The sequence below is a fragment of the Agrobacterium sp. O3.4 genome, from assembly GCF_041414895.1.
GTDB lineage: Bacteria > Pseudomonadota > Alphaproteobacteria > Rhizobiales > Rhizobiaceae > Agrobacterium > Agrobacterium cucumeris.
The window spans coordinates 360,142-382,474 of sequence record NZ_JALPZP010000002.1; the positions used below are offsets into that span (position 1 = coordinate 360,142).

Annotated in this window: 27 protein-coding genes; 14 read left to right on the forward strand and 13 right to left on the reverse strand. The window is 59.8% G+C overall.

The annotated features are described in order from the left end of the window. Positions 1–31 precede the first annotated feature (31 nt). Both xerD and M0412_RS14340 read right to left on the reverse strand, forming a co-directional pair. A complete protein-coding gene (gene xerD, locus M0412_RS14335) occupies positions 32–1,027 on the reverse strand; it encodes a site-specific tyrosine recombinase XerD (RefSeq protein ID WP_269699060.1) in 996 nt (331 codons plus the stop codon). Continuing rightward, positions 1,024–1,197 (reverse strand): histidine kinase, encoded by a 174-nt coding sequence (locus M0412_RS14340; RefSeq protein ID WP_082185432.1) that lies wholly within the window; start codon positions 1,195–1,197, stop codon positions 1,024–1,026. The genes xerD and M0412_RS14340 overlap by 4 nt, the downstream gene beginning before the upstream one ends. A gap of 189 nt (positions 1,198–1,386) precedes the next feature. On the opposite strand from M0412_RS14340, the gene M0412_RS14345 reads away from it, so the two are divergent. Together M0412_RS14345 and aroB are read left to right on the forward strand one after the other, a co-directional pair. Next, positions 1,387–1,968 carry a shikimate kinase gene (locus M0412_RS14345; RefSeq protein WP_080838076.1) on the forward strand — a complete coding sequence of 194 codons (582 nt, stop codon included), beginning with the start codon at positions 1,387–1,389 and terminating at the stop codon, positions 1,966–1,968. A 5-nt stretch (positions 1,969–1,973) separates the two neighbouring features. Beyond that, positions 1,974–3,107: a 3-dehydroquinate synthase gene (gene aroB, locus M0412_RS14350; RefSeq protein WP_269699061.1), complete on the forward strand. Its 1,134-nt coding sequence runs from the start codon at positions 1,974–1,976 to the stop codon at positions 3,105–3,107. A gap of 133 nt (positions 3,108–3,240) precedes the next feature. On the opposite strand, the gene M0412_RS14355 is transcribed toward aroB, so the two are convergent. Further along, positions 3,241–3,522, reverse strand: a complete 282-nt coding sequence (locus M0412_RS14355; RefSeq protein ID WP_269699062.1) for a BolA family transcriptional regulator — start codon at positions 3,520–3,522, stop codon at positions 3,241–3,243. Positions 3,523–3,636: 114 nt separating this feature from the next. Here M0412_RS14355 and M0412_RS14360 point away from each other — a divergent pair, with 114 nt between their 5' ends. The 4 genes from M0412_RS14360 (at position 3,637) to M0412_RS14375 (ending at position 8,355) form a co-directional block, all read left to right on the forward strand. Then, positions 3,637–4,272 carry a J domain-containing protein gene (locus M0412_RS14360; RefSeq protein ID WP_142841502.1) on the forward strand — a complete coding sequence of 212 codons (636 nt, stop codon included), beginning with the start codon at positions 3,637–3,639 and terminating at the stop codon, positions 4,270–4,272. Positions 4,273–4,340: 68 nt separating this feature from the next. After that, entirely contained in the window at positions 4,341–5,330 is a 990-nt protein-coding gene (gene cobS, locus M0412_RS14365; RefSeq protein WP_003509875.1) for a cobaltochelatase subunit CobS, read from the forward strand. Between the two features lie 105 nt (positions 5,331–5,435). Next, positions 5,436–7,340, forward strand: coding sequence for a cobaltochelatase subunit CobT (gene cobT, locus M0412_RS14370; protein WP_142841501.1), 1,905 nt, complete (start codon positions 5,436–5,438; stop codon positions 7,338–7,340). Continuing rightward, positions 7,330–8,355, forward strand: a complete 1,026-nt coding sequence (locus tag M0412_RS14375) for an esterase-like activity of phytase family protein (RefSeq protein WP_269699064.1) — start codon at positions 7,330–7,332, stop codon at positions 8,353–8,355. The genes cobT and M0412_RS14375 overlap by 11 nt, the downstream gene beginning before the upstream one ends. Before the next feature lie 3 nt (positions 8,356–8,358). Here the strand turns inward: M0412_RS14375 and M0412_RS14380 are convergent, their stop codons facing one another. The 3 genes from M0412_RS14380 to rpmB form a co-directional block, all read right to left on the reverse strand. Continuing rightward, positions 8,359–8,694, reverse strand: a complete 336-nt coding sequence (locus M0412_RS14380; protein ID WP_142841499.1) for a pentapeptide repeat-containing protein — start codon at positions 8,692–8,694, stop codon at positions 8,359–8,361. Between the two features lie 114 nt (positions 8,695–8,808). Next, entirely contained in the window at positions 8,809–9,447 is a 639-nt protein-coding gene (locus M0412_RS14385; protein WP_269699066.1) for a queuosine precursor transporter, read from the reverse strand. A gap of 111 nt (positions 9,448–9,558) precedes the next feature. Beyond that, on the reverse strand, positions 9,559–9,849 hold the full coding sequence (rpmB, locus tag M0412_RS14390; RefSeq protein WP_003509888.1) for a 50S ribosomal protein L28: 291 nt from the start codon (positions 9,847–9,849) through the stop codon (positions 9,559–9,561). Positions 9,850–10,101: 252 nt separating this feature from the next. Here rpmB and M0412_RS14395 point away from each other — a divergent pair, with 252 nt between their 5' ends. Further along, complete coding sequence (locus M0412_RS14395; RefSeq protein WP_046799841.1) at positions 10,102–10,875, forward strand: DUF3108 domain-containing protein; 774 nt, start codon at positions 10,102–10,104, stop codon at positions 10,873–10,875. Positions 10,876–11,084: 209 nt separating this feature from the next. Here M0412_RS14395 and M0412_RS14400 read toward each other — a convergent pair whose 3' ends face one another. Continuing rightward, a complete protein-coding gene (locus M0412_RS14400; RefSeq protein ID WP_269699071.1) occupies positions 11,085–11,525 on the reverse strand; it encodes a cupin domain-containing protein in 441 nt (146 codons plus the stop codon). Continuing rightward, positions 11,525–12,295, reverse strand: a complete 771-nt coding sequence (gene gloB / locus M0412_RS14405; protein WP_269699072.1) for a hydroxyacylglutathione hydrolase — start codon at positions 12,293–12,295, stop codon at positions 11,525–11,527. The genes M0412_RS14400 and gloB overlap by 1 nt, the downstream gene beginning before the upstream one ends. A 119-nt stretch (positions 12,296–12,414) precedes the next feature. Between gloB and M0412_RS14410 the strand changes: the two genes are divergently transcribed. The 4 genes from M0412_RS14410 to M0412_RS14425 all read left to right on the forward strand — a co-directional run bounded on the left by M0412_RS14410 (position 12,415) and on the right by M0412_RS14425 (position 15,725). Then, positions 12,415–13,176, forward strand: coding sequence for a class I SAM-dependent methyltransferase (locus M0412_RS14410; RefSeq protein ID WP_142841496.1), 762 nt, complete (start codon positions 12,415–12,417; stop codon positions 13,174–13,176). An 84-nt stretch (positions 13,177–13,260) separates the two neighbouring features. Then, on the forward strand, positions 13,261–14,367 hold the full coding sequence (gene hisC, locus M0412_RS14415; protein ID WP_135855556.1) for a histidinol-phosphate transaminase: 1,107 nt from the start codon (positions 13,261–13,263) through the stop codon (positions 14,365–14,367). Beyond that, a complete protein-coding gene (locus tag M0412_RS14420; RefSeq protein WP_269699074.1) occupies positions 14,367–15,296 on the forward strand; it encodes a prephenate/arogenate dehydrogenase family protein in 930 nt (309 codons plus the stop codon). The genes hisC and M0412_RS14420 overlap by 1 nt, the downstream gene beginning before the upstream one ends. Before the next feature lie 9 nt (positions 15,297–15,305). After that, positions 15,306–15,725 carry a GNAT family N-acetyltransferase gene (locus M0412_RS14425; protein ID WP_269699075.1) on the forward strand — a complete coding sequence of 140 codons (420 nt, stop codon included), beginning with the start codon at positions 15,306–15,308 and terminating at the stop codon, positions 15,723–15,725. Here M0412_RS14425 and M0412_RS14430 read toward each other — a convergent pair. Beyond that, positions 15,722–16,723, reverse strand: a complete 1,002-nt coding sequence (locus tag M0412_RS14430; protein ID WP_269699076.1) for a DUF2125 domain-containing protein — start codon at positions 16,721–16,723, stop codon at positions 15,722–15,724. The genes M0412_RS14425 and M0412_RS14430 overlap by 4 nt on opposite strands. 49 nt (positions 16,724–16,772) lie before the next feature. Here M0412_RS14430 and M0412_RS14435 point away from each other — a divergent pair, with 49 nt between their 5' ends. Further along, positions 16,773–17,327, forward strand: a complete 555-nt coding sequence (locus M0412_RS14435) for a gamma-glutamylcyclotransferase (protein WP_269699077.1) — start codon at positions 16,773–16,775, stop codon at positions 17,325–17,327. Here the strand turns inward: M0412_RS14435 and M0412_RS14440 are convergent. The 4 genes from M0412_RS14440 to ftsE form a co-directional block, all read right to left on the reverse strand. Continuing rightward, entirely contained in the window at positions 17,297–18,097 is an 801-nt protein-coding gene (locus M0412_RS14440) for a 1-acyl-sn-glycerol-3-phosphate acyltransferase (RefSeq protein ID WP_269699078.1), read from the reverse strand. The two genes, M0412_RS14435 and M0412_RS14440, sit on opposite strands and share 31 nt — an antisense overlap. Positions 18,098–18,212: 115 nt before the next feature. Continuing rightward, positions 18,213–18,929, reverse strand: coding sequence for a YdcF family protein (locus M0412_RS14445; RefSeq protein WP_161991357.1), 717 nt, complete (start codon positions 18,927–18,929; stop codon positions 18,213–18,215). 127 nt (positions 18,930–19,056) lie between these two features. Then, complete coding sequence (locus tag M0412_RS14450; protein WP_142841489.1) at positions 19,057–20,064, reverse strand: ABC transporter permease; 1,008 nt, start codon at positions 20,062–20,064, stop codon at positions 19,057–19,059. Continuing rightward, on the reverse strand, positions 20,057–20,716 hold the full coding sequence (ftsE, locus tag M0412_RS14455) for a cell division ATP-binding protein FtsE (protein WP_046799830.1): 660 nt from the start codon (positions 20,714–20,716) through the stop codon (positions 20,057–20,059). Before ftsE ends, M0412_RS14450 begins: the two co-directional genes overlap by 8 nt. 201 nt (positions 20,717–20,917) lie before the next feature. Between ftsE and M0412_RS14460 the strand changes: the two genes are divergently transcribed. Both M0412_RS14460 and hpt read left to right on the forward strand, forming a co-directional pair. Further along, a complete protein-coding gene (locus tag M0412_RS14460) occupies positions 20,918–21,586 on the forward strand; it encodes a hypothetical protein (RefSeq protein WP_269699080.1) in 669 nt (222 codons plus the stop codon). A 70-nt stretch (positions 21,587–21,656) separates the two neighbouring features. Continuing rightward, positions 21,657–22,199, forward strand: coding sequence for a hypoxanthine phosphoribosyltransferase (gene hpt / locus M0412_RS14465; protein WP_003497442.1), 543 nt, complete (start codon positions 21,657–21,659; stop codon positions 22,197–22,199). Positions 22,200–22,333: the final 134 nt, after the last annotated feature.

Genomic DNA, 22,333 nt, shown 5'->3' on the forward strand with positions numbered 1-22,333 from the left:
TTGACCGGATTATCCGGCGGTTCCGGTCGCTCTAATCAAGGTTTTTGCCCTGTTTGGCAAGGGGGTGATGTGTTTGTACCAGCTCTTGCAGGCGTTCTTCCAGCACATGTGTATAGATTTGTGTCGTGGAAATGTCGGAATGGCCCAGCAGTTCCTGCACGGCGCGCAAGTCAGCGCCGTTCTGCAAAAGGTGGCTGGCAAAGGCATGACGCAGGACGTGCGGTGATACCGCAGATGGGATCAGACCCGCACGAATGGCAATATCCTTGAGGTCGCGGGCAAAGACCTGGCGGGGCAGGTGACCTTCCTTGCTGTTCGAAGGAAACAGCCACGGGCTCTCCTGTGTCTCCGGTTTTTTCTGCGAAGCGGCCGCCCTGCTTTTCTCCGGCGCGAGCGCCTTTCTGGCAGCCTCGTATTTTTCCATCGCCTCGATGGCGGCGCGGGAAAGAAGAACCATGCGGTCCTTGTTGCCCTTGCCGCGGATCATCAGGAAGCGGCCTTCCTGACGCAGCACCTTAACCGGCAGCGAGACGAGTTCGCTGACACGCATGCCGGTGGCATAAAGAAGCTCGAGCAGCAGATGCATGCGGATGCGGGCAAGCTGGCCGGGACCGGATGTGGCGGCTTCCTGCGCGGCAAGGGCAAGAAGCCTGTTCACATCGTCGACGCTCATTGTTTTCGGCAGGGTGAGGCCTTTTTTCGGGGCGTCGATGATGCCGGTCGGATCGTCACTGCGCAGCCCTTCCGAATAGAGAAAACGATAGAATTGCCGCATGGAGGACAGGCGTCTTGCCTGTGAAGTGGCGGCAAAGCCCTGAGCGGAAAGATGGGTCAGATAGGCGGAAAGGTCCGGGGTGCCCGCTTCCGTCAAAGACTGGCCGCGCTGGCCGAGAAATTCGCGCAGATCGGAAAGATCGTGCTCATAGGAAGAGAGTGTGTTTGTGGCGGCGCCGCGCTCGGCGCTCATCATTTCCAGAAAGCTTTCCAGCCGCGCGCCATCGCGCCCTCCTGCCGCCTGAGCGTTCATGGGGTGCGCCTGGCCGGCTCAGCCGCCGGCGGGTTCAGCCGCTCGGAAGGAATGCGCACCGTCACTTCGCGGTCGCGCGGCTGAACGAACATGACAAGCAGCACCATGCCGCCATAGATCAGCCCCGCAATGGTCGCCAGTATCATCGTGAAGCGGAAGAGGGTGGGCATGGCGGCTCCGTGAAGGTGGCGGTCGAAACTTATATGCGGTGCGGCGATAGCGGCAGCAAGATCAAAAAGCCGACGTCTACTCCGCGCCGCATGCGGCGTTGATTGTGATTCAACGCAATTCAGTCAGCAATTTGGCTTGACGCTTCGTAAACATTTGCAGATATCCATGCCAAACGGGCTTTCAAATTTATGAATGAAACGAATTTATCCGTCCCGGCCACACTCGGGGAACAAGCGCGGGCAAAGCTCGGACGGCGCAACATCGTCTTTGTCGGGCTGATGGGGGCTGGAAAATCCGCGATAGGCCGCATGGTCGCCCAGCAGCTCAAGGTCTCCTTCATCGATACGGATGTCGAAATCGAGCGGGTTTCGCGCATGACGATAGCCGAACTTTTCGCCACTTATGGCGAGGAGGAATTCCGGGCGCTGGAAACACGGGTCATCAAGCGGCTGCTGCGCGGCGGCCCCAAGGTCATCTCCACCGGCGGCGGCGCCTTCATCAACGACAACACCCGCCGGCACATCACGCGCGGCGGCATTTCATTGTGGCTGAAGGCCGATCTCGAGGTTTTGTGGGAGAGGGTCAACAAGCGCGACCACCGCCCGCTTCTCAAGACCGAAAACCCCAAGGCCACGCTCGCGGCCCTGATGGAGAAGCGCTATCCGATCTATGCCGAAGCGGATCTGACCATCGAATCCCGCGATGTCCGCAAGGAAATCATCGTGACAGAAGTGCTGGCCGCCATTGCAGGCATCGAACAGAAAGACTGATCCCCATGACGCCTTCCGAAATCCACGCCGATGAACGTCTCGTCCATGTGCCGCTCGGCGAGCGCGCCTATGACATTCTGATCGGGCCGGGCCTGATCGGCCGGGCGGGCGGCGAGATTTCGGCGCGGCTGAAGGGCCGGCGCGCGGCCATCATCACCGATGAACATGTCGCGCCGCTTTACCTCGAAGGCCTGATGGACGGGCTGCAGACGGATGGCATCGAGGCCGTCTCGCTGACCCTGCCGGCCGGCGAAAAGACCAAGAGCTTCGAACATCTGGTCACCGTTTGCGATGCGGTTCTGGCGGCAAGGGTGGAGCGCAACGATGCGGTGATCGCGCTCGGCGGCGGCGTGATCGGTGATCTCGCCGGTTTTGCAGCGGGCATCGTGCGCCGGGGCGTGCGCTTCGTGCAGATACCGACCTCGCTTCTGGCGCAGGTTGATTCCTCGGTTGGCGGCAAGACCGGCATCAACAGCCGCCACGGCAAGAACCTCATCGGCGTTTTCCACCAGCCGGATCTGGTGCTGGCGGATACGGCGGTGCTGGATACGCTGAGCCCGCGCGAATTCCGCGCCGGTTATGCCGAAGTGGTTAAATACGGGCTGATCGACAAGCCGGATTTCTTCTTCTGGCTCGAAAAGAATTGGGATGAAATCCGAACCGGCGGCCCCGCCCGCATAGAGGCGATTGCGACCAGCTGCCAGGCCAAGGCCGATGTTGTTGTGGCCGACGAGAAGGAAAACGGCGTGCGCGCCCTTTTGAACCTCGGCCATACATTCGGCCACGCGCTGGAGGCGGCGACCAATTACGACAGCAAGCGGCTGGTGCACGGTGAAGGTGTGGCGATCGGCATGGTGCTGGCGCACCAGTTCTCCGCTCGCATGAACCTTGCAAGCCCTGATGATGCGGCGCGCGTCGAAGCCCATCTGAAGGCGGTCGGCCTGCCGACAACGATGAAGGATATTCCGGGCGAATTGCCGCCGGTCGAGACGCTGATGACGGCGATCGCGCAGGACAAGAAGGTCAAGGGCGGCAAGCTCACCTTCATCCTCACCCACGGCATTGGCCAGTCTTTTGTGGCGGATGATGTGGCGTCGTCGGAGGTGCAGTCGTTCCTGTCGGAGAAGCATCCGGGGTGAGCTGGCACCGAGGAGTACGGTGAGGCCCCCCTCATCGCCTCGCTTCGCTCCGGCACTTCTCCCCGGCCGGGGAGAAGGTGGCCCGAAGGGCCGGATGGAGGGGGCTTGCTCTCGGTCTTGATGGCAGCCCCAATCAAAACCGCACCGTTTCCCCCGGTGCCGCCACCTCGATCGCGAGCGCATGCAGGCCCGCGTCGAGCTCGGGCTTCAAAACGGCATTGATCGCCCGGTGGCGTTCGACGCGAGACTTGCCGGAGAAGCTTTCCGACACTATCTGAACACGCAGATGTGTTTCGCCCGTGCCGGTTATATCCGGCTGGTGGCCCGCATGCATCTGGCTTTCATCGACGACTTTCAGGCGCTCTGGTGAAAAGCTCTCACGGAGCTTCGTTTCTATACGTTCTCGCAGGGACATGCGAAGGGCTCCATTCCTGTTGGCTGGTCTTGAAGGGGGTTACCTAAAAGCCAGCAACATTCCGCTTTGTCAATTCTTGTTGTGCGGCTTTTCGCACTCCATAATCAGGGCATCATGAAACTGGATTCGAAATATTTCGACCGCATCCGCACGCGCCGGAAAAGGGAGCGGGAACCTGAGGTTCAGGCTCCTACCTGCCAGTGGGACGGATGCGATAAACCGGGCGTTCACCGCGCACCTGTCGGCCGCAATGCCGAGGGGCAATTCTTCCTGTTCTGTTTTGAGCATGTGAAGGAATACAACAAGGGCTATAATTACTTCTCCGGCCTCTCAGACGGCGAGATCGCCCGTTACCAGAAGGAGGCGATCACCGGTCACCGTCCGACCTGGACGGTGGGCGTCAACAAGACGGCGCGCGACAGCCCTTTGCATTCCACACTTCGATCCGGCACCGCGAGCGGCAATGCCCGCATTCGCGATCCCTTCGGCTTCGCCGGCGGTTTTGCGGGTGGCGCAAAGGCCGGTGGACAGCGCATGCAGCAGGACCGCAAGCTGAAGACGCTGGAGGCGAAAGCCTTCGATACGCTCGGTCTTTCTGCCAGTGCGAAGCAGGAAGAGATAAAAAGGCGCTATAAGGAGCTTGTCAAAAAGCACCATCCTGATGCTAATGGTGGCGATCGTGGTTCGGAAGAACGTTTTCGGGCTGTTGTTCAAGCATATCAATTGTTAAAGCAGTCAGGTTTCTGCTAAGCCAACTTACGTGTTTACCGCCTGATTGATGATGTGGCCGGGTGGCTGCCGCCCGCCTTGGAGACGTGATGAGCAAAATCGACCTTGATATTTCCAACCTGCCCGACACGACTGTGTCCGTGCGGGAGGTTTTCGGCATTGATACGGATCTGCGGGTTCCCGCCTATTCCCAGGGCGACGCCTATGTGCCGGACCTCGATCCCGACTATCTTTTCGACCGCGATACGACCCTCGCGATCCTAGCCGGTTTTGCTCATAACCGACGTGTCATGGTTTCCGGTTTCCACGGCACCGGCAAGTCCACCCATATCGAGCAGGTGGCTGCCCGCCTCAACTGGCCCTGCGTGCGCGTCAACCTCGACAGCCATGTCAGCCGTATCGACCTCGTCGGCAAGGACGCCATCGTCCTGAAGGACGGCAAGCAGGTTACCGAATTCAAGGACGGCATTCTGCCCTGGGCCTACCAGCACAATGTCGCGCTGGTCTTCGATGAATATGATGCCGGCCGCCCGGACGTGATGTTCGTCATCCAGCGCGTACTGGAATCCTCCGGCCGCCTGACCCTGCTCGACCAGAGCCGTGTCATCCGTCCTCACCCCGCCTTCCGCATTTTCGCGACCGCCAACACTGTCGGCCTTGGTGATACGACCGGCCTCTACCACGGCACGCAGCAGATCAACCAGGCGCAGATGGACCGCTGGTCCATCGTCACCACGCTGAACTACCTGCCGCATGAGCAGGAAGTGAACATCATTGCCGCCAAGGTGAAGAGCCTCGACAATCCGAAGGGTCGCGAAACCGTCTCCAAGATGGTGCGCGTGGCGGATCTGACCCGTTCGGCCTTTGTTAATGGCGACCTTTCCACGGTGATGAGCCCGCGTACCGTCATCACCTGGGCGGAAAATGCGGAAATCTTCGGCGATCTCGCCTTTGCCTTCCGTGTGACCTTCCTCAACAAGTGTGACGAGCTTGAGCGTACCCTGGTAGCCGAGCAGTATCAGCGTGCCTTTGGCGTTGAGCTCAAAGAAAGCGCCGCGAACATCGTTCTCAGCGCCTGATCATCCCCGGTTTTCCGGAGAAGATCACCGATGACTTGAAGACGCCGGCGGCCGCGCATCCTCTGATGGGTGGGCCGCAGGCGTCGGCAACTGACAGGAAAGACAATGGCAGGGCGCGGCGACAATTCCAGAGCGAAACCGGGTACGGCGGTCGATACGGAGCCGTTGCGTCAGGCGATTGCCGGATGCGTGCGATCCGTTGCCGGTGATGCCGAGGTCGAGGTCGTCTTCGCCAATGAGCGGCCGGGCCTTGCCGGTGAGCGCATGCGCCTGCCGGAAATTTCCAAGAAACCCACGGCGCAGGAGATCGCCATCACGCGTGGTCTCGGCGATTCCATGGCGCTGCGTCTCGCCTGCCACGATGCGGACACGCATGCGATGATGTCGCCGCATGGCGCCGAAGCGCAGCTGGTTTTCGATGCCGTCGAACAGGCGCGGGTGGAATCCATCGGCGCGCTGCGCATGCCGGGCATGGCCTCCAATATCAAGGCCATGAATACGGAAAAATACGCCAAGGCCAATTTCTCCGGCATCAACAATAAGGATGACGCACCGCTCGCCGAGGCTGTGGCGCTTCTGGTGCGCGAGAAACTGACCGGCGAAAAGCCGCCGGCGAGCGCCGGCAAGGTTCTCGATCTCTGGCGCGACTTCATCGAAGACAAGGCCGCAGGCGACCTCAACGACCTTTCCCGCGTCATTACCGACCAGAAGGCGTTCTCGCGGCTGGTGCGCAAGATGTTGACCTCCATGCAGATGGCGGAAGATTTCGGCGACGAGGATAACGAGCCGGAAAGCCAGGAAGCGGAATCCAATGAGGACCAGCCGCGCACCAACGAGACCGAGGAAGAGCAGGTCGAGGAAGAGGCCGGCTCCGATGCGACGCCCGCCGATGAAAACGAGGCCTCGCAGGAGGAAATGGAAGAAGGCGAGATGGACGGCGCCGAGATGTCGGACGAAGAAATGTCCGACGATCTCGACGAGGACTCCGAAACGCCCGGTGAGACCCGCCGCCCCAACAGCCCCTTCGATGATTTTAACGAGAAGGTCGACTACCGCATCTTCACCGAGGAATTCGACGAGGAAATCCGCGCCGAGGAACTGTGTGACGAGGCCGAGCTTGACCGGCTGCGCGCCTTTCTCGACAAGCAACTCGCGCATCTTCAGGGTGCGGTCGGACGCCTGGCGAACCGTCTGCAGCGCCGCCTGATGGCGCAGCAGAACCGCTCCTGGGATTTCGATCTGGAAGAGGGTTATCTAGATCCGGCGCGCCTCGTCCGGCTCATCATCGATCCCATGCAGCCGCTCTCCTTCAAGAAGGAACGCGACACCAAATTCCGCGATACCGTGGTTTCGCTGGTCATCGACAATTCCGGCTCGATGCGCGGCCGTCCGATCACGGTCGCAGCCACCTGCGCCGACATTCTGGCGCGCACGCTGGAACGTTCGGGTGTGAAGGTCGAAATTCTCGGCTTCACCACCAAGGCTTGGAAGGGCGGACAATCGCGCGAACAGTGGCTCGCCAATGGCAAGCCCGCTTCGCCGGGTCGTCTCAATGATCTGCGCCACATCATCTATAAGTCGGCGGATGCCCCGTGGCGGCGCGCCCGGCGCAATCTCGGCCTGATGATGCGCGAGGGACTTCTCAAGGAAAATATCGACGGTGAAGCGCTGATGTGGGCGCATAACCGCCTGATCGGCCGCCCCGAGCAGCGCAAGATCATGATGATGATCTCCGACGGCGCGCCGGTGGATGATTCGACCCTGTCGGTTAATCCGGGCAACTATCTGGAGCGGCACCTGCGCGCGGTCATCGAGCAGATCGAGACGCGCTCGCCGGTGGAACTGCTGGCAATCGGTATCGGCCATGACGTGACCCGTTATTACCGCCGTGCCGTGACCATCGTTGATGCGGATGAGCTTGCCGGCGCGATGACCGAGCAGCTTGCTGCTCTCTTCGAAGATACGAGCAGTGCCTCCGGTTCGTCCCGCAGGGTCCGCCGTGCCGGATAAGCGGGGCCGGGTAGCCTTTTCCTGCAAGTCTCTGGCGGTCGCTGCTGTGCTTGCGGCGGCTTCGCTGTTTCCCATTCCCATCGGCGCATCGACCATCGATGTACCGGTGAGCGTTCGCCTGCTGTCGGGTTTCGAAGTCGGCACCAGCGCAAAACGTTTCGGCAAGCTGGAATTTATCGGCGGCATGGTGATGAGCGCCCCGGAAAAGCTGTTCGGGGCGATATCCTCCATCCGCTTCCGCCCCGATGGTGAGGAATTTATCGCTGTGCTGGATACCGGCCACTGGCTGACGGGCAGGATTACGCGTGGTGCTGCCGGCGCGCTGTCGGGGCTTGCCGATGCCCGCATCACCCCCATGCTGGACATGAGTGGCCGCGAACCGCCGCGCAAGATGGAAATGGATGCGGAAGGGCTGGCGCTGCGCGACGGCCAGGTGTTCGTCAGCTACGAGCAGCGGCACAGGATCGATATCTATCCGGATCCGGGTTTTGCAACAGCAAAGCCACTCAGCCGCCTGCCACATCTCATCCCCAATAATGAACTGCGCCATAATGGCGGCATGGAGGCCCTGGCGGTTTCGCCGGCCAGTTCGCCGCTCGCTGGCGCTCTTGTCGTGGTGGCTGAAAAGAGTATCGATGCGGACGGCAATCTGCTTGCGGCCATATTGGAAGGCCCGCTGAAGGGTACATTCGCTGTCACCCATCATCCGTCATTCGATGTGACTGATGGCGCTTTCCTGCCGAACGGCGATCTGCTGCTTCTTGAACGGCGCTTCAATTTCGCCGAAGGCGTCGGCATGCGCATCCGCCGCATCCGCGGGGCCGATATCCGGCCGGGTGCCGTGGTGGATGGCGAAATCCTCATGGAAGCGGGCATGGCCTACCAGATCGACAATATGGAAGGCATGGATGTGGTGAAGGGGCCGGATGGCTCGACGCGCCTCATCATCGTGTCTGATGACAACCACTCGTTCCTCCAGCGCAACCTGATGCTGGAATTCAAGCTGGTGGAGTGAATATCAGGCCTTTTCCTGTACTGCCTTGTAGGCAGCGAGGAGATCCTCGACCGGAATGCCGTCGATCTTCATGCCAGTCATTCGGCATGCCGTTATCTGCGCGCCGGACAGGTTCGTGTTGCTCAGCTTCAGTCCGGTAAAATTGACGTCATCGATCGACCAGCCGGACATGTTGCTGTCCGTAAACGAGGCACCGGAAAAATTGATGTCGTTGAAACGTGTGCCGGCCAGATTGACATTGTTGAAGGCCGTTCCCGACAGATTGACATCGTCAAAGCTGGAGCCTGAAAGCGTGGCGCTTGTCGCATCCACAATGTCGATAACATCCTTGATCTGCATGCCGATCCGCCTCCGAGCCTTGCCACGGACGGCAGATTGCAACGCCGCCCGTGGGTTTGCAAGCGCGATTTGATCCACGCCTTGCACAGCTTCAAACGCGGCTGGCGGATAATGTCAGCTTGGTTTGACCGCGCCCGGCATCGGCTTCAGCGTATTCATCAGCGCGCCGTAAGGCAGCAACATGACGAGGCCGACGAGAATTTTTACCGAAAGATCGCCCAGCGCCCAGGAGATCCAGCGTGGCGCCTCAAGTGTAAGTACGCCAAGTATGGGCGCGGTTTCGATGGCGAAGGCATCGTTGGGGCCGATGAAGGCGAAGCTTGCAGCAAAAGCGATGGAGAAGAACAGCGCCGTATCCAGCACGGAACCCAGCATCGAGCCGGCAAGTGGCGCATGCCACCAGCGCTGGCGGCGCAGGCGGTTGAAGACCGAAATATCGAGCAGCTGGCCGATGAGATAGGCGGTGCCGGAAGCGACAGCGATACGCGGGATGGATGTCCAGAACGACAGCGTAACGCCGACGACAAAGCCCGCAAGCACGACGCGGCGTGCGATGGAGGGCCCAAACTGGCGGTTTGTCAGATCGGTGACGAGGAAGGCGACCGGATAGGTAAAGGCACCCCAGGTCAACAGATCGCCGAGATTGACGCCGAACAGCGATCCGGAAAGCGGATACTGAACCAGAATATTGGAGGCGACGACCACCAGTGTCATCAGGGGAATGTAGATCAGCGTATAGCGCAGGGTCAGCATTTTTTTATCCTGGGTGATGCCACCAGTTGGAGCTGAACTGAAATAAAACAAAAGGCTTGAGCGGCAAAAGCCATTCAAGCCCTCTGAATATCGATGATGTCGAAACCGCTATTAAGCAGCTTCGGCCGTCTTCTTGGCGATCTGGCGGCGCAGGAGACGAGCGCGCATGCTCAGTTCGTTTTCGCCGGACTTCAGAAGGAAAGCATCGAGGCCGCCACGGTGTTCAACGGAGCGCAGAGCTGCTGCGGAAACACGCAGGCGGAAGCGCTGGCCGAGAGCATCGGAGATCAACGTGACCTGGCAGAGGTTCGGAAGGAACCGGCGCTTGGTCTTGTTGTTGGCGTGGCTGACGTTGTTGCCCGTCTGGACGCCCTTGCCGGTCAATTCGCATACACGGGACATGGGTACACCTATTTCGTTTCGTCTGTTTCACCACTGGCTCGCCACCGGCAAAACCGGGGTGGCAATCCAACTGGCCATGATTGGAAAGTTGCGGTTCTATAGTCAGACGAGACTTAACAGTCAAGCCGCTCGCGATCAAATGAAAGGAAATTCCGGCGTTTTCAACCGTCGTCCGCTTTTTTATTGCCACAAGTCAGCGTATATCATCGCCCGATAAGGCCGCTTCCGCGCCTCTTTTAAGGTGATATCGAAATGATTGCCAGAGGAAAAAGCATTTTCATGGCCGTGACGATGGCGTTTGCGGGCGTCTCCCCCTCGCTCGCCGCCGAAGCACGCCACACTAGCGAATACAGCATCAATCTGGGCATTTTGCCGATTGCACGGGCAAGTTTTTCGACTCGCATGGATGGACCGAATTATTCGATCTCCGGTTCCTTCAGTGCCGCCGGCCTTGCCAGCATCCTCAAGGACATTTCCGGCAAGACAACGGTTTCCGGCGCCAAGCGCGGTCACCGGCTGCAGGCGAACGAATATTCGCTGGTCTACAAGGACGGCAAGCGGGTACGCACCTATGACGTCGTCTACCGCAACGGCAATGTCACCTCGACGACGGTGAAACCCGAACCCAAGGCCCGGCCGGACAACTGGGTTGACGTGAAGGACCGCGACCTGCGCTCGGTTCTCGATCCGATTTCCGGTCTGATCATTCCCTCAGGCGGCCGCATCTGCCCGACGCGCCTGCCGATCTATGACGGCGAATCGCGACTCGACCTCGTTTTGAGCTCCAGCGGCACCAAGCCGTTCAAGACCAACGGTTTTAACGGTGATGCCATCGTCTGCAAGGCGCGTTACGTGCCGAAGTCGGGCTACCGGCAGGGGCGCAAGGATATCGAATATCTGAAATCCATCTCGATGGAGATCTGGTTCGCCAAGTCGAACAATATGGATGTCTATGCGCCTGTTTATGCGATCATTCCGACGCGGGTGGGTCAGGTCTATATTACGGCTACGAAATACGGCGGCTGACCGGGATTTATAGCAGGGCAGGTGATGCTCGGCGGCACCCCATGTTTCTTCTCCCCGCCGGGGAGAAGGTGGCCCGAAGGGTCGGATGAGGGGGGCAACGCCAGCAATATGCGGAGAGCCAGCCCCCTCATCCCGCTGCCGCGGACTTCTCCCCCACGGGGAGAAGCAACAAGTGGCATCCGCTCATTCCACAGGCATTGCCCTGAAAATTACGGCCCATCCCCAGGCGACCAGCCGGGTTCGGCCATGACGAAGCTCGTAAAAGCGAAACCTGGTGAGACGGTGCAGCCGACAAGGGTAAAATCGCCAAGACTTTCCGCCGATTGCCAGCAATTGGCCGGCACGATCACCTGCGGGCGCTCGCCTTCGAGAATGGCTGGGCCGAGCGTGAAGGTCTGCACCTCCCGGCCGTCCTGAGAAAGATGCAGTGCTATTGGCGCGCCGGCATAATAGTGCCAGACCTCCACCGCGTCGGTGACCCGATGCCAGTGCGAGCGCACGCCCTTTTCCAGCAGATAATAAATCGCCGTCGAATGGCCACGCTCGCCACCCGCCCTGTCGCGAAAAGTCTGGTGGTAAAAACCACCTTCCGGATGCGGTTCCAGCCCCAGTTCGCGAATGATCTCTTCCGCAGACAGATCGGCGCTCATCAGAAATTATCCTTGCGTGTGCGGATTTCCGCAAAGACGTCGGCATCGGCGGCCCCTTCAAGACCGAGATGTCTGCGGATGCCGGCATCTGCCACGCGCATATAGGGATTGGTCTGCTTTTCGAGCCCGATGGTGGTGGGAATGGTGAACTCATTGGCCTTCCGCGCCGTCTCGACACGTGCTGCGCGTTCGCTCAATACGGCATTGTCAGGGTCGACGGTCAGCGCAAAACGGGCATTCGAAAGCGTATATTCGTGACCGAAATAGACGCGCGTCTCATCCGGCAGGGCCATCAGCTTCTGGAAGGAGTGCCACATGTCCGCCGCAGGGCGTTCGAACAGTCGGCCGCAACCCATGGCAAACAGCGTATCGGCGGCAAACAGCAGGCCGTCATCCGGTAGATAATAACAGATATGACCCGCCGTGTGGCCGGGTGTGGCTATGATCTGAACGCGGCGTCCGGCAAATTCGAACTCATCACCATCGGCCTGCGAGCGATCGAGACCCGGTATCGCAATCGCCTCGTCATAGGGGCCGTATACCTCGCAGCGGAACTTGTCCTTCAGCGCCAGATTGGCTTCCACATGGTCCTGATGGTGGTGGGTGGTGAAGATATGGGTCAGTTTCCAGCCGTGGCCGTCGAGGGCGCGCAGGATCGGCCCTTCCTCCGGCGCGTCGATGGCCGCCGTCGCCCCGCTTTCGGGATCGTGCAGGAGCACTCCGAAATTATCGCTGCGGCAAAGAAAGACGTCTATTTCCAAAGGTTTCATCGTATCCTCTCCATTTGCCGGCCGAAACCGGCGCATTCGCCCGCCTGACTTTCCCAACTGACTTCCAATGTAAGGGCAGACGCCTTGAAGTCCAACCGCCTGATGCTACATTCTCGCCCATGAATACCGATATCGTCGATCTGCGCGAATTCTATCATTCTCCGCTTGGCCGCTCGGCCGAGCAGGCGATCACCATGGCGCTTTCGACGCTGTGGCCACCCTTGCCGGAGGAACGGCTGGTTGGCCTCGGTTATGCCGTGCCGTTTCTGGAGCGGTTCCGCCATGATACGGAGCGCACCTTCGCCTTCATGCCGGCGGGGCAGGGGGCGGTGAACTGGCCGGCGGGTGAGCTTTCCTCCACCGCGCTGGTGTTTGACGAGGAATTGCCGCTGCCCGATTCGTCGATAGACCGGGTCCTTATGGTGCATGCGCTGGAATTTGCTGAAAATCCGCGTGAGAGTTTAAAGGAACTGTGGCGGGTGCTGGCGCCGGGCGGCCGCCTGGTGATTGTGGTGCCGAACCGACGTGGCGTCTGGGCGCGCATGGAACATACGCCTTTTGGTTCCGGCCGGCCCTATTCGCGCGGGCAGCTGACGGCGCTTTTGCGCGAAACCAATTTCACCCCGGGCGCCACCGCCGAGGCGCTGTTCTTTCCACCCACCACGAGCCGCCCGGTGCTGAAATTCCGTCGTTACCTCGAACATACCGGCCGCAGGCTTTGGCCGCTGTTTTCGGGTGTCATCGTGGTGGAAGCGCAAAAGCGTCTCTATCAGGGGCTGCCGGTCACCCAGCGCGCCTCGCGCCGGGTTTTCGTGCCGGTTCTCGCGCCGCAGGGGGTGCCCACCACGCGCACTGCCGCAAGCCAAGGAAAGCCGCGCTGACCCTCGACAAAGCGGCCATTCCGGTCTAATGCCTCCGGCATTGCTTTTGCCGGGTTCTCCGGCGTTTTTCCAAAGGTCGATCAAATGAGTGCAGAGCTTAACCAACCTGTTCCGCGTCCGGGTATTCTGGATATCGCCGCTTATGTTCCCGGCAAGGAACATGTGGACGGCGTCGCGAAGGTTTATAAGCTTTCCTCCAATGAAACACCGCTTGGGCCGAGCCCGAAGGCGATCGAAGCTTTCGGCACTGCCGCCAGCCATCTGGAAATCTATCCGGACGGCCAGGCGATCGCGCTGCGCCAGGCGATTGCCGATGTGCATGGTCTCAACATTGCAAACATCCTGTGCGGCAATGGTTCGGACGAGCTTCTCGGCCTGCTTTGCCACGTTTATCTCGGTGCAGGCGATGAGGCGATCATCACCGAACACGGTTTCCTCGTCTACAAGATCCAGATCATGGGCGCGGGTGCGACCCCGGTGACGGTGAAGGAAAAGGATTGCGCAGTCGACGTGGACGCGATCCTCGCCGCCGTGACGCCGAAGACGAAGATGGTTTTCGTCGCCAATCCGGGTAACCCTACCGGCACCTATGTCCCGGTTGCGGAAATCCGCCGGCTGCAGGCCGGCCTGCCGAAGCATGTCGTTCTGGTGCTGGATGCGGCTTACGCCGAATATGTGCGCAAGAATGATTACGAAGCCGGGCTGGAGCTGGTCTCCGGCAACCGCAACGTCGTCATGACGCGCACCTTCTCCAAGGTTTACGGTCTGGCCGCCCTGCGCGTTGGCTGGATGTATGGTCCGGCCGCCGTCATCGATGCACTGAACCGCGTTCGCGGCCCGTTCAACATGAGCGCGCCGGCGATTGCTGCCGGTGCCGCTGCAATCCGTGATCAGGCCTTTGTTGAAAAGGCTGTGGCGCATAATGCGCTGTGGATGGAAAAGCTGGTCACGACCTTTACCGGCCTCGGCCTCACCGTCACGCCTTCAGTCACTAATTTCATCCTCATCCATTTCCCGGATCAGGACGGCAAGCGTGCAACCGATGCGGACGAATTCCTCAGCCGCCGTGGTTATATTCTGCGTGCAGTGCGTGGTTACGGCTTCCCGAATGCGCTAAGAATGACTGTCGGCTCGGAAGAGGCCAATCTCGGCGTTATCGCCACACTTACCGAGTTCATGGGGCAGGCGTGATGGGCGAGATCATGTTTGAACGCATCGCGCTGATCGGCATCGGCCTGATCGGCTCGTCGATTGCCCGTGATATCAAAGAGCTGGGGCTTGCCCGCCATGTGACGATTTCCACCCGCAGCGAAGACACGCTGAAACGGGCGGAAGAACTGGCGCTCGGCACGGATTACACCGTTTCGGCGGCGGACGCGGTGAAGAATGCCGATCTCGTCATCGTTTCGGTACCGGTCGGTGCGTCGGAAAGCGTGGCGCAGCAGATCGCGCCGCATCTGAAGCCGGGCGCCATCGTAACCGATGTCGGCTCCACCAAGGCTTCTGTTATCGCGCAGATGGCCCCGCATATGCCTGACAATGTGCATTTCATTCCCGGCCATCCGCTGGCGGGCACGGAAAAATCCGGTCCGGATGCCGGTTTTGCCGGCCTCTTCCGCGAGCGCTGGTGCATTTTCACGCCGTTGCCGGGCACGGATGCCGGGGCGCTGGAAAGGCTGAAGGATTTCTGGCGGGCGCTCGGCTCGCGCGTTGATGAAATGGATGCCGAACATCACGACAAGGTTCTGGCGATCGTCTCGCATCTGCCGCATATCATCGCCTACAATATCGTCGGTACGGCGGACGATCTGGAGACAGTGACCGAATCGGAAGTCATCAAATATTCCGCTTCCGGTTTCCGCGACTTCACCCGTCTCGCCGCCTCCGATCCGACCATGTGGCGCGATGTCTGCCTGCACAACAAGGATGCCATCCTTGAAATGCTGGCACGGTTCTCGGAAGACCTTGCGTCGCTGCAGAGGGCGATCCGCTGGGGGGAGGGCGACAAGCTGTTCGAACTGTTTTCCCGCACACGCTCCATCCGCCGCTCCATCATCGAGGCCGGTCAGGACGTTGATACGCCTGACTTCGGGCGTCACGCGCTGGATCAGAAGAAGTAGGGCGCTGGCATGATATTGATATCGGCTGCGACGGATGACGATATCGAATGGCTGCTGCGGGAAGACAAATGGATCGATGAGGATTGGTTGCGGCGCTGCGTCGGACACTGCGAATATCTCGTCGCGAAAGAAGATACGATTCTGGTCGGTTTTCTGCGGTTCTCGATGTTCTGGGGTAAGATTCCCTACATGGACATGATCCGCGTCGTTTCCGAGTTTCGCGGGCTTGGCGTTGGCGCATCGCTTACAGCTTTTTGGGAAACCCTGATGCGTGAGCAGGGTGCCTCACTGGTGATGACGTCCAGCCAGCAGGACGAGCAGGAACCTCAGGCGTGGCATCGTCGCAATGGATATAAAGAAGCCGGCATCCTGAATCTTTCAAAATTTCAGGATGCCGCTGAGGTATTTTTTACAAAATCTCTCTCTTAGATCGGCGGAATCTTCCCCAGCGGAATAAAGCCGCTGACAGTGGCGCGGCCGCGATCCACCACGAGGTCGACGGATGCCCTGTCTCCGCCGCCGGCAAGCGCGCCGAGCAGCTTGCGGGCGGTATCAATGGTGGATTGCAGCTGCGGAAACGCCTGTTTGGCATTGTCCGACCATGCACCGAGCTTTTCGATTTCCAGCTTGAACTGACCGGAGAGATAGCCCTCATTGTCAAAGGAGAAGGGACCGCTGATGCGCATGGTGCGGCCGTCGCCAATATCGGCCGCCAGCCGCCGAAGCTCGCCGCTCGTGCCGTAAAGGCCTGACGTATCGCTGCCGTCCACCATGCCCGCCTTGCCGGTGAGCGTCACATCGACGATGGCATCGAGGCGGGGAAGAACCTGCGGCCAGTCCTTGATGACGGTGGCCGAGTCGGTGAGGGTGATCGCGCCGTCAAGATCGGCGCCGTTCTGGCGCAGGTGCATCTCCGTCTTGACGGCATCGAAGTCGATCGTCTGGCCGGTGACGGAGGAAACCGCCTGCGCCTTCAGCCCGTCGATGACGAGCGAGCTGCGGTCGATGCCCTTCAGTTTGGTGACGATGCTCGACTGCATGTTCTGCCAGGAGGCTGAAACGCTCAGGCCATGGGCGGAGCGGATTTCCGCTGGCGAATCGAGTTCCCAGACGATGTGGCCGGGATTATAGACCTGCGCCGCCGACCGAAGTTCGCCGAAAGACGCTGAAACGCCGTTCCCGCTGTCGTCCACGGTCACCTTTGAGCAGAAGAGGCCGATGCGGAAAGGATAACCGCGGAAGGCGATATCGCCGCATTCGCCGCTGACATTCCTCGCCTGTGATGGAGCAATGACGTTCAGTACCGTCTGCTTCAGCCTGTCGGCGGCATAAAACCACCCGGCTGTATAAAGTCCGATGACCACCGCGACGGCGATGGCGAGCCAGAGGAATTTTTTGGCCGTGCCGGATTGGCTTGACGCTGCCATATTGATCTCCGATGAACAGACTTCAGGGAATTTTGATTTGGCTTGGGATATGGACGATTTTTGGGTCTTTGGCTACGGTTCGTTGATGTGGAACCCCGGCTTTGCCTTTGAGGAGAAGCAGCAGGCGCGGCTGCATGGTTATCGGCGCTCGCTCTGCATCAGTTCCAACTTTTACAGGGGCACCACGGAAAAGCCCGGTCTCGTGCTGGGTCTGGAACGCGGTGGCTCCTGCCTCGGTGTCGCATTTCGCGTGCGAGGCAGGGATCATGATCCCGTCATGGCTTATCTGCGCGAGCGAGAACTGGTGACGAATGTCTACAAGGAGCGGGTGGTTGCCATCGCATTTGCCGATGGCAGGCGCGGCAGTGCCGTGACCTATGTGGCCGACCCTGCGCATGAGCAGTACATTGGCGGTCTTGCTGTGGCCGAAGCGGCCACCATTGTCGCGACTGCCTCGGGTCGGTCCGGCCCGAACACGGATTACGTTTTTAATACCGTGCAGCATCTACAGGATATGGGCATTCGCGACTCCCTGCTGGAAAGCATCGCCGCCAATGTCGGCACGATTGCGGCTCAGCCGGCGGGGGTTGTTTCCGTGCCCTGAAGCTCGGCGATGCGCTTGATGGCGGTTGGCGGCAGCGGGAGGTGCGGGTTGTTGCGCACGGTTTCCAGCAACAACTCGTCGCTCGCCTTTTCCGTGACGTCGATCAGCCGCTTGAAAAACACGTCGGGGTCCAACCCCGGCTCGATAGCCGGCAGGATACGCACCTTGAAATGGCCGGGATAACGCATGGTCGAACGGCGTGGCCAGAAGAGGCCGGGATGCATGGCGACGGGAATGACCGGCACCTGCAGATCCCGATAAAGCCGGGCGATACCGTAACGGTACTCGGGCTCGGCACCGGGCGGGCGGCGTGTGCCTTCGGGGTAGATAATGAGTTCGCGGCCAGCCGCCATTTCTTCTCTCGCCCGCTCCATCACCTTCAGCATGACCTTACCACGCGCGGCGCGGTTGACCGGGATCATGCGCTGTTTCATCACATACCAGCCGAACAGCGGAATCCACATCAATTCCCGTTTCAGAATGTAGACGGGGTCCGGCAGATTGGGCAGCAGTGCGTAGGTATCCCAGAAGGATTGATGCTTGGGCGCAAAGATGCAGCCGGTTTCGGGAATGTTCTCAAGCCCCTCGATCTCGAAGTTGGTGCCGACGATGGTTTTCATCAGCCAATGGTTGGACCGTGCCCAGTTCTTGGGAATTTCGAAGGCGATCTTGCGCGGCAGAATGAAATAGATCGGTGTCAGCACAATCATGCGGACGATCAGGTTGAGATAAAACAGCGTATTAAAAAGAAAAGAGCGCAGCTTGAGCATCAACAGCCTTCCCGGGGCGCAGCCGTTCCGAAGCGTTGATACGCCTCGATGCCGGATGCCGATGCCAGACGCCTACACGAAAACAAGGCCCCGCAGCAAGCGCGTTTCTTGCCGCTCATGGAGACGCAGCCGCCACCTTCGGGGTGGAATGGTCAGCGGCGGCCTTGCGCAGGCCATCGCCCTTGCCGAAGCCGGTGAGATCACGTCCTGCCGCCGCCACGAATTTTAGATACTCATAGAGCATGGTTCTGACCACATCCGGCTCCACAAACCAGTTCGTGCGGGCAAGATCAGCGCTGATGACGGGATAGGCAATGAATTGCGTCTGCGGGCTGGCGCTGCGTAATTCATGCAGGCTGCGGTGCATATGATAATTGTTGGTGACGACGACGATCGAGGAGTAGTTGTGATCGCGTATCCAGCTTGCGGCTTCATTGGCATTGCCGATCGTGTCTATGGCTTTGTAACCCATGTCCACGCAGCAGGAAAACATGTCGGATGAGCCTTGCGTCATCTTGCGGATCTGCGAGCGGGTAGTGGCCGGGTTGACGCCGGAAATCAGCAAACGTTTGCCCACGCCATCACGCAGCAGGCCGACCGCCTGTTCGATGCGTTGATAGCCGCCGGTCAGAACAATGATGGCATCGCCCTTCGTGCCCTCCGGCGGGCGCATGGAGGCAACGGAATCGGCGAACCACAGGAAACCGCCTAAAAAAACGCCGAGGAGAACAACGCAAAGAAGGATAAAACCGCGAATAAAACGGCGCAACGGACCACGCCGCGACAACAGGCCCTTTTTGGCCGGTCGCGTGGTCGTCTGATCCTGGTCCATCCGACTCACAAACATTCCTCCTGAATACTCGCCGATTAAGGCAAGGAACAGGCATTTTTGTCCACCGTCCGCAGGTTACATCCGGATGGTGACGGTTTCAGTTTGCCATGGGATTTCGGGGGCAAGGTCACGATGTGAGGCCATCACTTTTCGACGGATCGGAGCGGACGCGGTCGATATCGTCGATGGTGCGGATGACGGTCACGCGCGCCGTGATGGTGGTGAGAAGTGCTATGACGATCATCGTTGTGGCGATGCCGATATAGCCGCCGAGACCAACGGAAAACGAACCGAAAAGCGCGCTTGCCTGATCGCTCTGCGGCGTGGCGACCGTGCTCGATTGCCAGAAACCGGCAACAAGGAAAACCGCGGCCGCGAGCGCGCCGCCCGCCGCCGCCCCTTTTAGGCTGATCTTCAGGAAGTGTTTCTGGAATTCCCGTGCCACGAAGCTGCTTTCCGCCCCGACGAAATGCAGCACCTCGACGATATGCCGGTTACCGGAAAGCGCTCCGCGTGTCGCAAACACCACCGTCAATACCATGGCGGTGAAAACGAGGATCAGAACGCCGAGGCCGATCATGACCGTCGTTCTGGCCATGGAGACAAGCCTGTCCACCCATGTGCGGTGGTCGTCCAGAAATGCCTGCGGAAGCTCGGCCTTCAACATGTCCCGCATCGCCTGAAAATCAGGCGGATTGTTTTCATCGATGGTGATGACGACGAGGCGCGGTATGGGCAGTTCGGAAAGGTCAAGACCGCTGCCGAGCCATGGCTCCAGCAGGCGTGATGTCGCCGCATCGTCAAGGATCGTGCCATCCCGCGTGCCGACGAAGGTGAGCGCCAGATTGCGCGCCTTGTTGAGCGCCGCATTCATGTCCAGCCCGTCCTCGGGCTTGATCTGGATGGTGATCTCACGGGAAATCTGGCTCTGCCATGTGGCGGCGGTGGCGCGCACCATGGAGACGGCGCCGAGCGTCAGGCAGGCGAGAAAGGCCATGATGGCGATCACCACCATCAGCGCATTGCCCTGAATGTTCGACGGCGGCAGGATGGGCGCCATCGGGCGGATGCGCATGGGCGGGCGCTTCGGCTGGGCCGCTTCCGGGGTCAGCTGTTTGCGGGTGATCTCATTCATAGATGTCGAGCCGCCCTTCAGTCAGAATCATCCGGCGTGCGTCGATCTGGTCCATCAGCGCAAAATCATGGGTGGCGATGACAACAGCCGTGCCCAGCCGGTTGAGTTCCAGGAAGAGGTTGAGAAGGCGCTTGGCCATCGGCGGATCGACGTTACCGGTCGGCTCGTCGGCCAGCAATATTTCCGGCTGGTCCATAAGGGCGCGGGCAATGGCGGCGCGCTGCTTTTCGCCACCGGACAGAATGGCCGGCAGCACATTGATGCGTTCGCCAAGCCCGACCCATTTCAGAAGCTCGATCACATCGTTGCGGTAAGCGCTTTCTTCCTTGCCGCGCACGCGCAGCGGCAGGGCGACATTCTCATAGGTCGTCAGATGATCCAGCAGCCGAAAATCCTGAAAGACGATGCCGACACGGCGGCGCAGCATCGGCAGTTCGCTGCGCGGAATGCGTGATACATCACGGTTGAACATGCGAATATTGCCGCGGGTGGGCTGCAGCGACATCAAAAGCATGCGCAGCAGTGAGGTCTTGCCCGCACCCGAGGGGCCGGTCAGAAACTGGAACGAACCCTTGGGGATATCGAAGGTCATGTCCCTCAGGATCTCGGGTCCCATGCCGTAACGCAACCCGACATTTTCGAAATGGATCAACGGACTTCCAGTCTCTTCGTTTCGTGGTGGTTCGCAAACCGCTGGCGCTTGGGGGCCGGATGTCGCGGTGTAACCCGGTTCCGGTGGCCTGCGCGAGCCGTTTTTGCGAAGCATTAACCAATTAAATTTAAAACTTGGCAGGATTCGTTGCAATGCCCAGTTTTGCGGGCCGGAAAACCTCATCCAAGGAATTCTATGGCTATGTTCCGTTCATCTCGCCGGCAAGCGGCATTCGATTTCGACCTCCTGATGCCGGAAACGCCGGTGCGCCGCACGGCGCGGACGGCAAATCCGATCCACGACGTGGTAGACGCGGAATTTGTCACCATCAAGGAAAACCGTGCACGTCAGCCCGGAAACGACAATCGCGGCGCGGCACGCCGGCAGATGGCAAAACCACCCGTCACCATCGGTACGCTTGGCCTTGCCTTCATCGGCTGGCTGGATCGCAGATTGTCGCGCCTCTCGGCGGATGCCTATTCAGCGCTGGTTGCGGGGCTCGCCATTTTCGTTTTCGTCTGCTCCGGTGGCCTTTCGGTGGTCGTGCCGGAAAAGCAGGCCGTCGCCGCGGCAAACCCGCTCGCGATTTCTCACGTGACGGTTACGCCGCAGGAGGCGGGCGGCATGGATATCCTGCTCATCAGTGGCATCGTGGAGAATAATGGCGGCAATCTGGAAGAGGTGCCGGCCCTTCGCGCCGATCTCTTTGCCGCCAAGGGGCAATTGGTGGCCAGCATGGTCATTGAACCGCCGGTGCGAGAGATGCAGCCCGGTTTCAGCCACGGTTTTTCGGCAAAGTTGCGCCATCCCGGTGGAAAAACGCCAGAGATCAAGCTTTCCTTCGTCGAGGCGGGTGCGTCCGAACGTTGACTGTGCTAACGCGTGATCTTCGTATTTTTACTGAAAGGTAAAATCGGCAAGGCGCAGCACAGGAGAAAGAATGCCCGTCGTCCGTGGAAAAAACATCGAGCCGCTCTACACCGCCGAGCAGATCGCCGAGCGCAATCGCGATATGGCCAAGCACATTGCCGGTGGCCCGACCAAGGATTTGCTGGTCATTGCCGTGCTCAAGGGATCGTTTATTTTCGCAGCCGATCTTATCCGGGCGCTGCATGACAGTGGTCTTGCTCCCGAAGTCGAATTCATCACGCTGTCGAGCTATGGCGCCGGCACGGTCTCGCAAGGTGTGAGGATCGTCAAGGATATCGACAGCGACGTGAAGGACCGCGATGTCCTTCTCATCGACGATATTCTCGAATCCGGCCGCACGCTGCGTTTCGCCAAGGAACTGCTTTATGAGCGCGGCGCGCGCAACGTCACCATTGCCGTGCTGCTCGACAAGAAGGTCAAGCGCAAGGAAGATCTGGAGGCCGACTATGTCGGTTTCGAATGTCCGGACTATTTCGTCGTGGGTTACGGCATGGATGTTGCCTATGCTTTCCGCGAACTGCCTTTCGTCGGCGTGGTCACAGGCGACGCCTGAGCATATTTGCCGTGCCGGAACGGCACAGGGCGGAGACGCCTCATTAACCATTCACCCAGCCAGGGCCTGGGTGTTTACCTCTTGAAAAGAGGAGCCTGCGATGTTGCTCATGGCTGGAGATGCCCCAGGAGCAA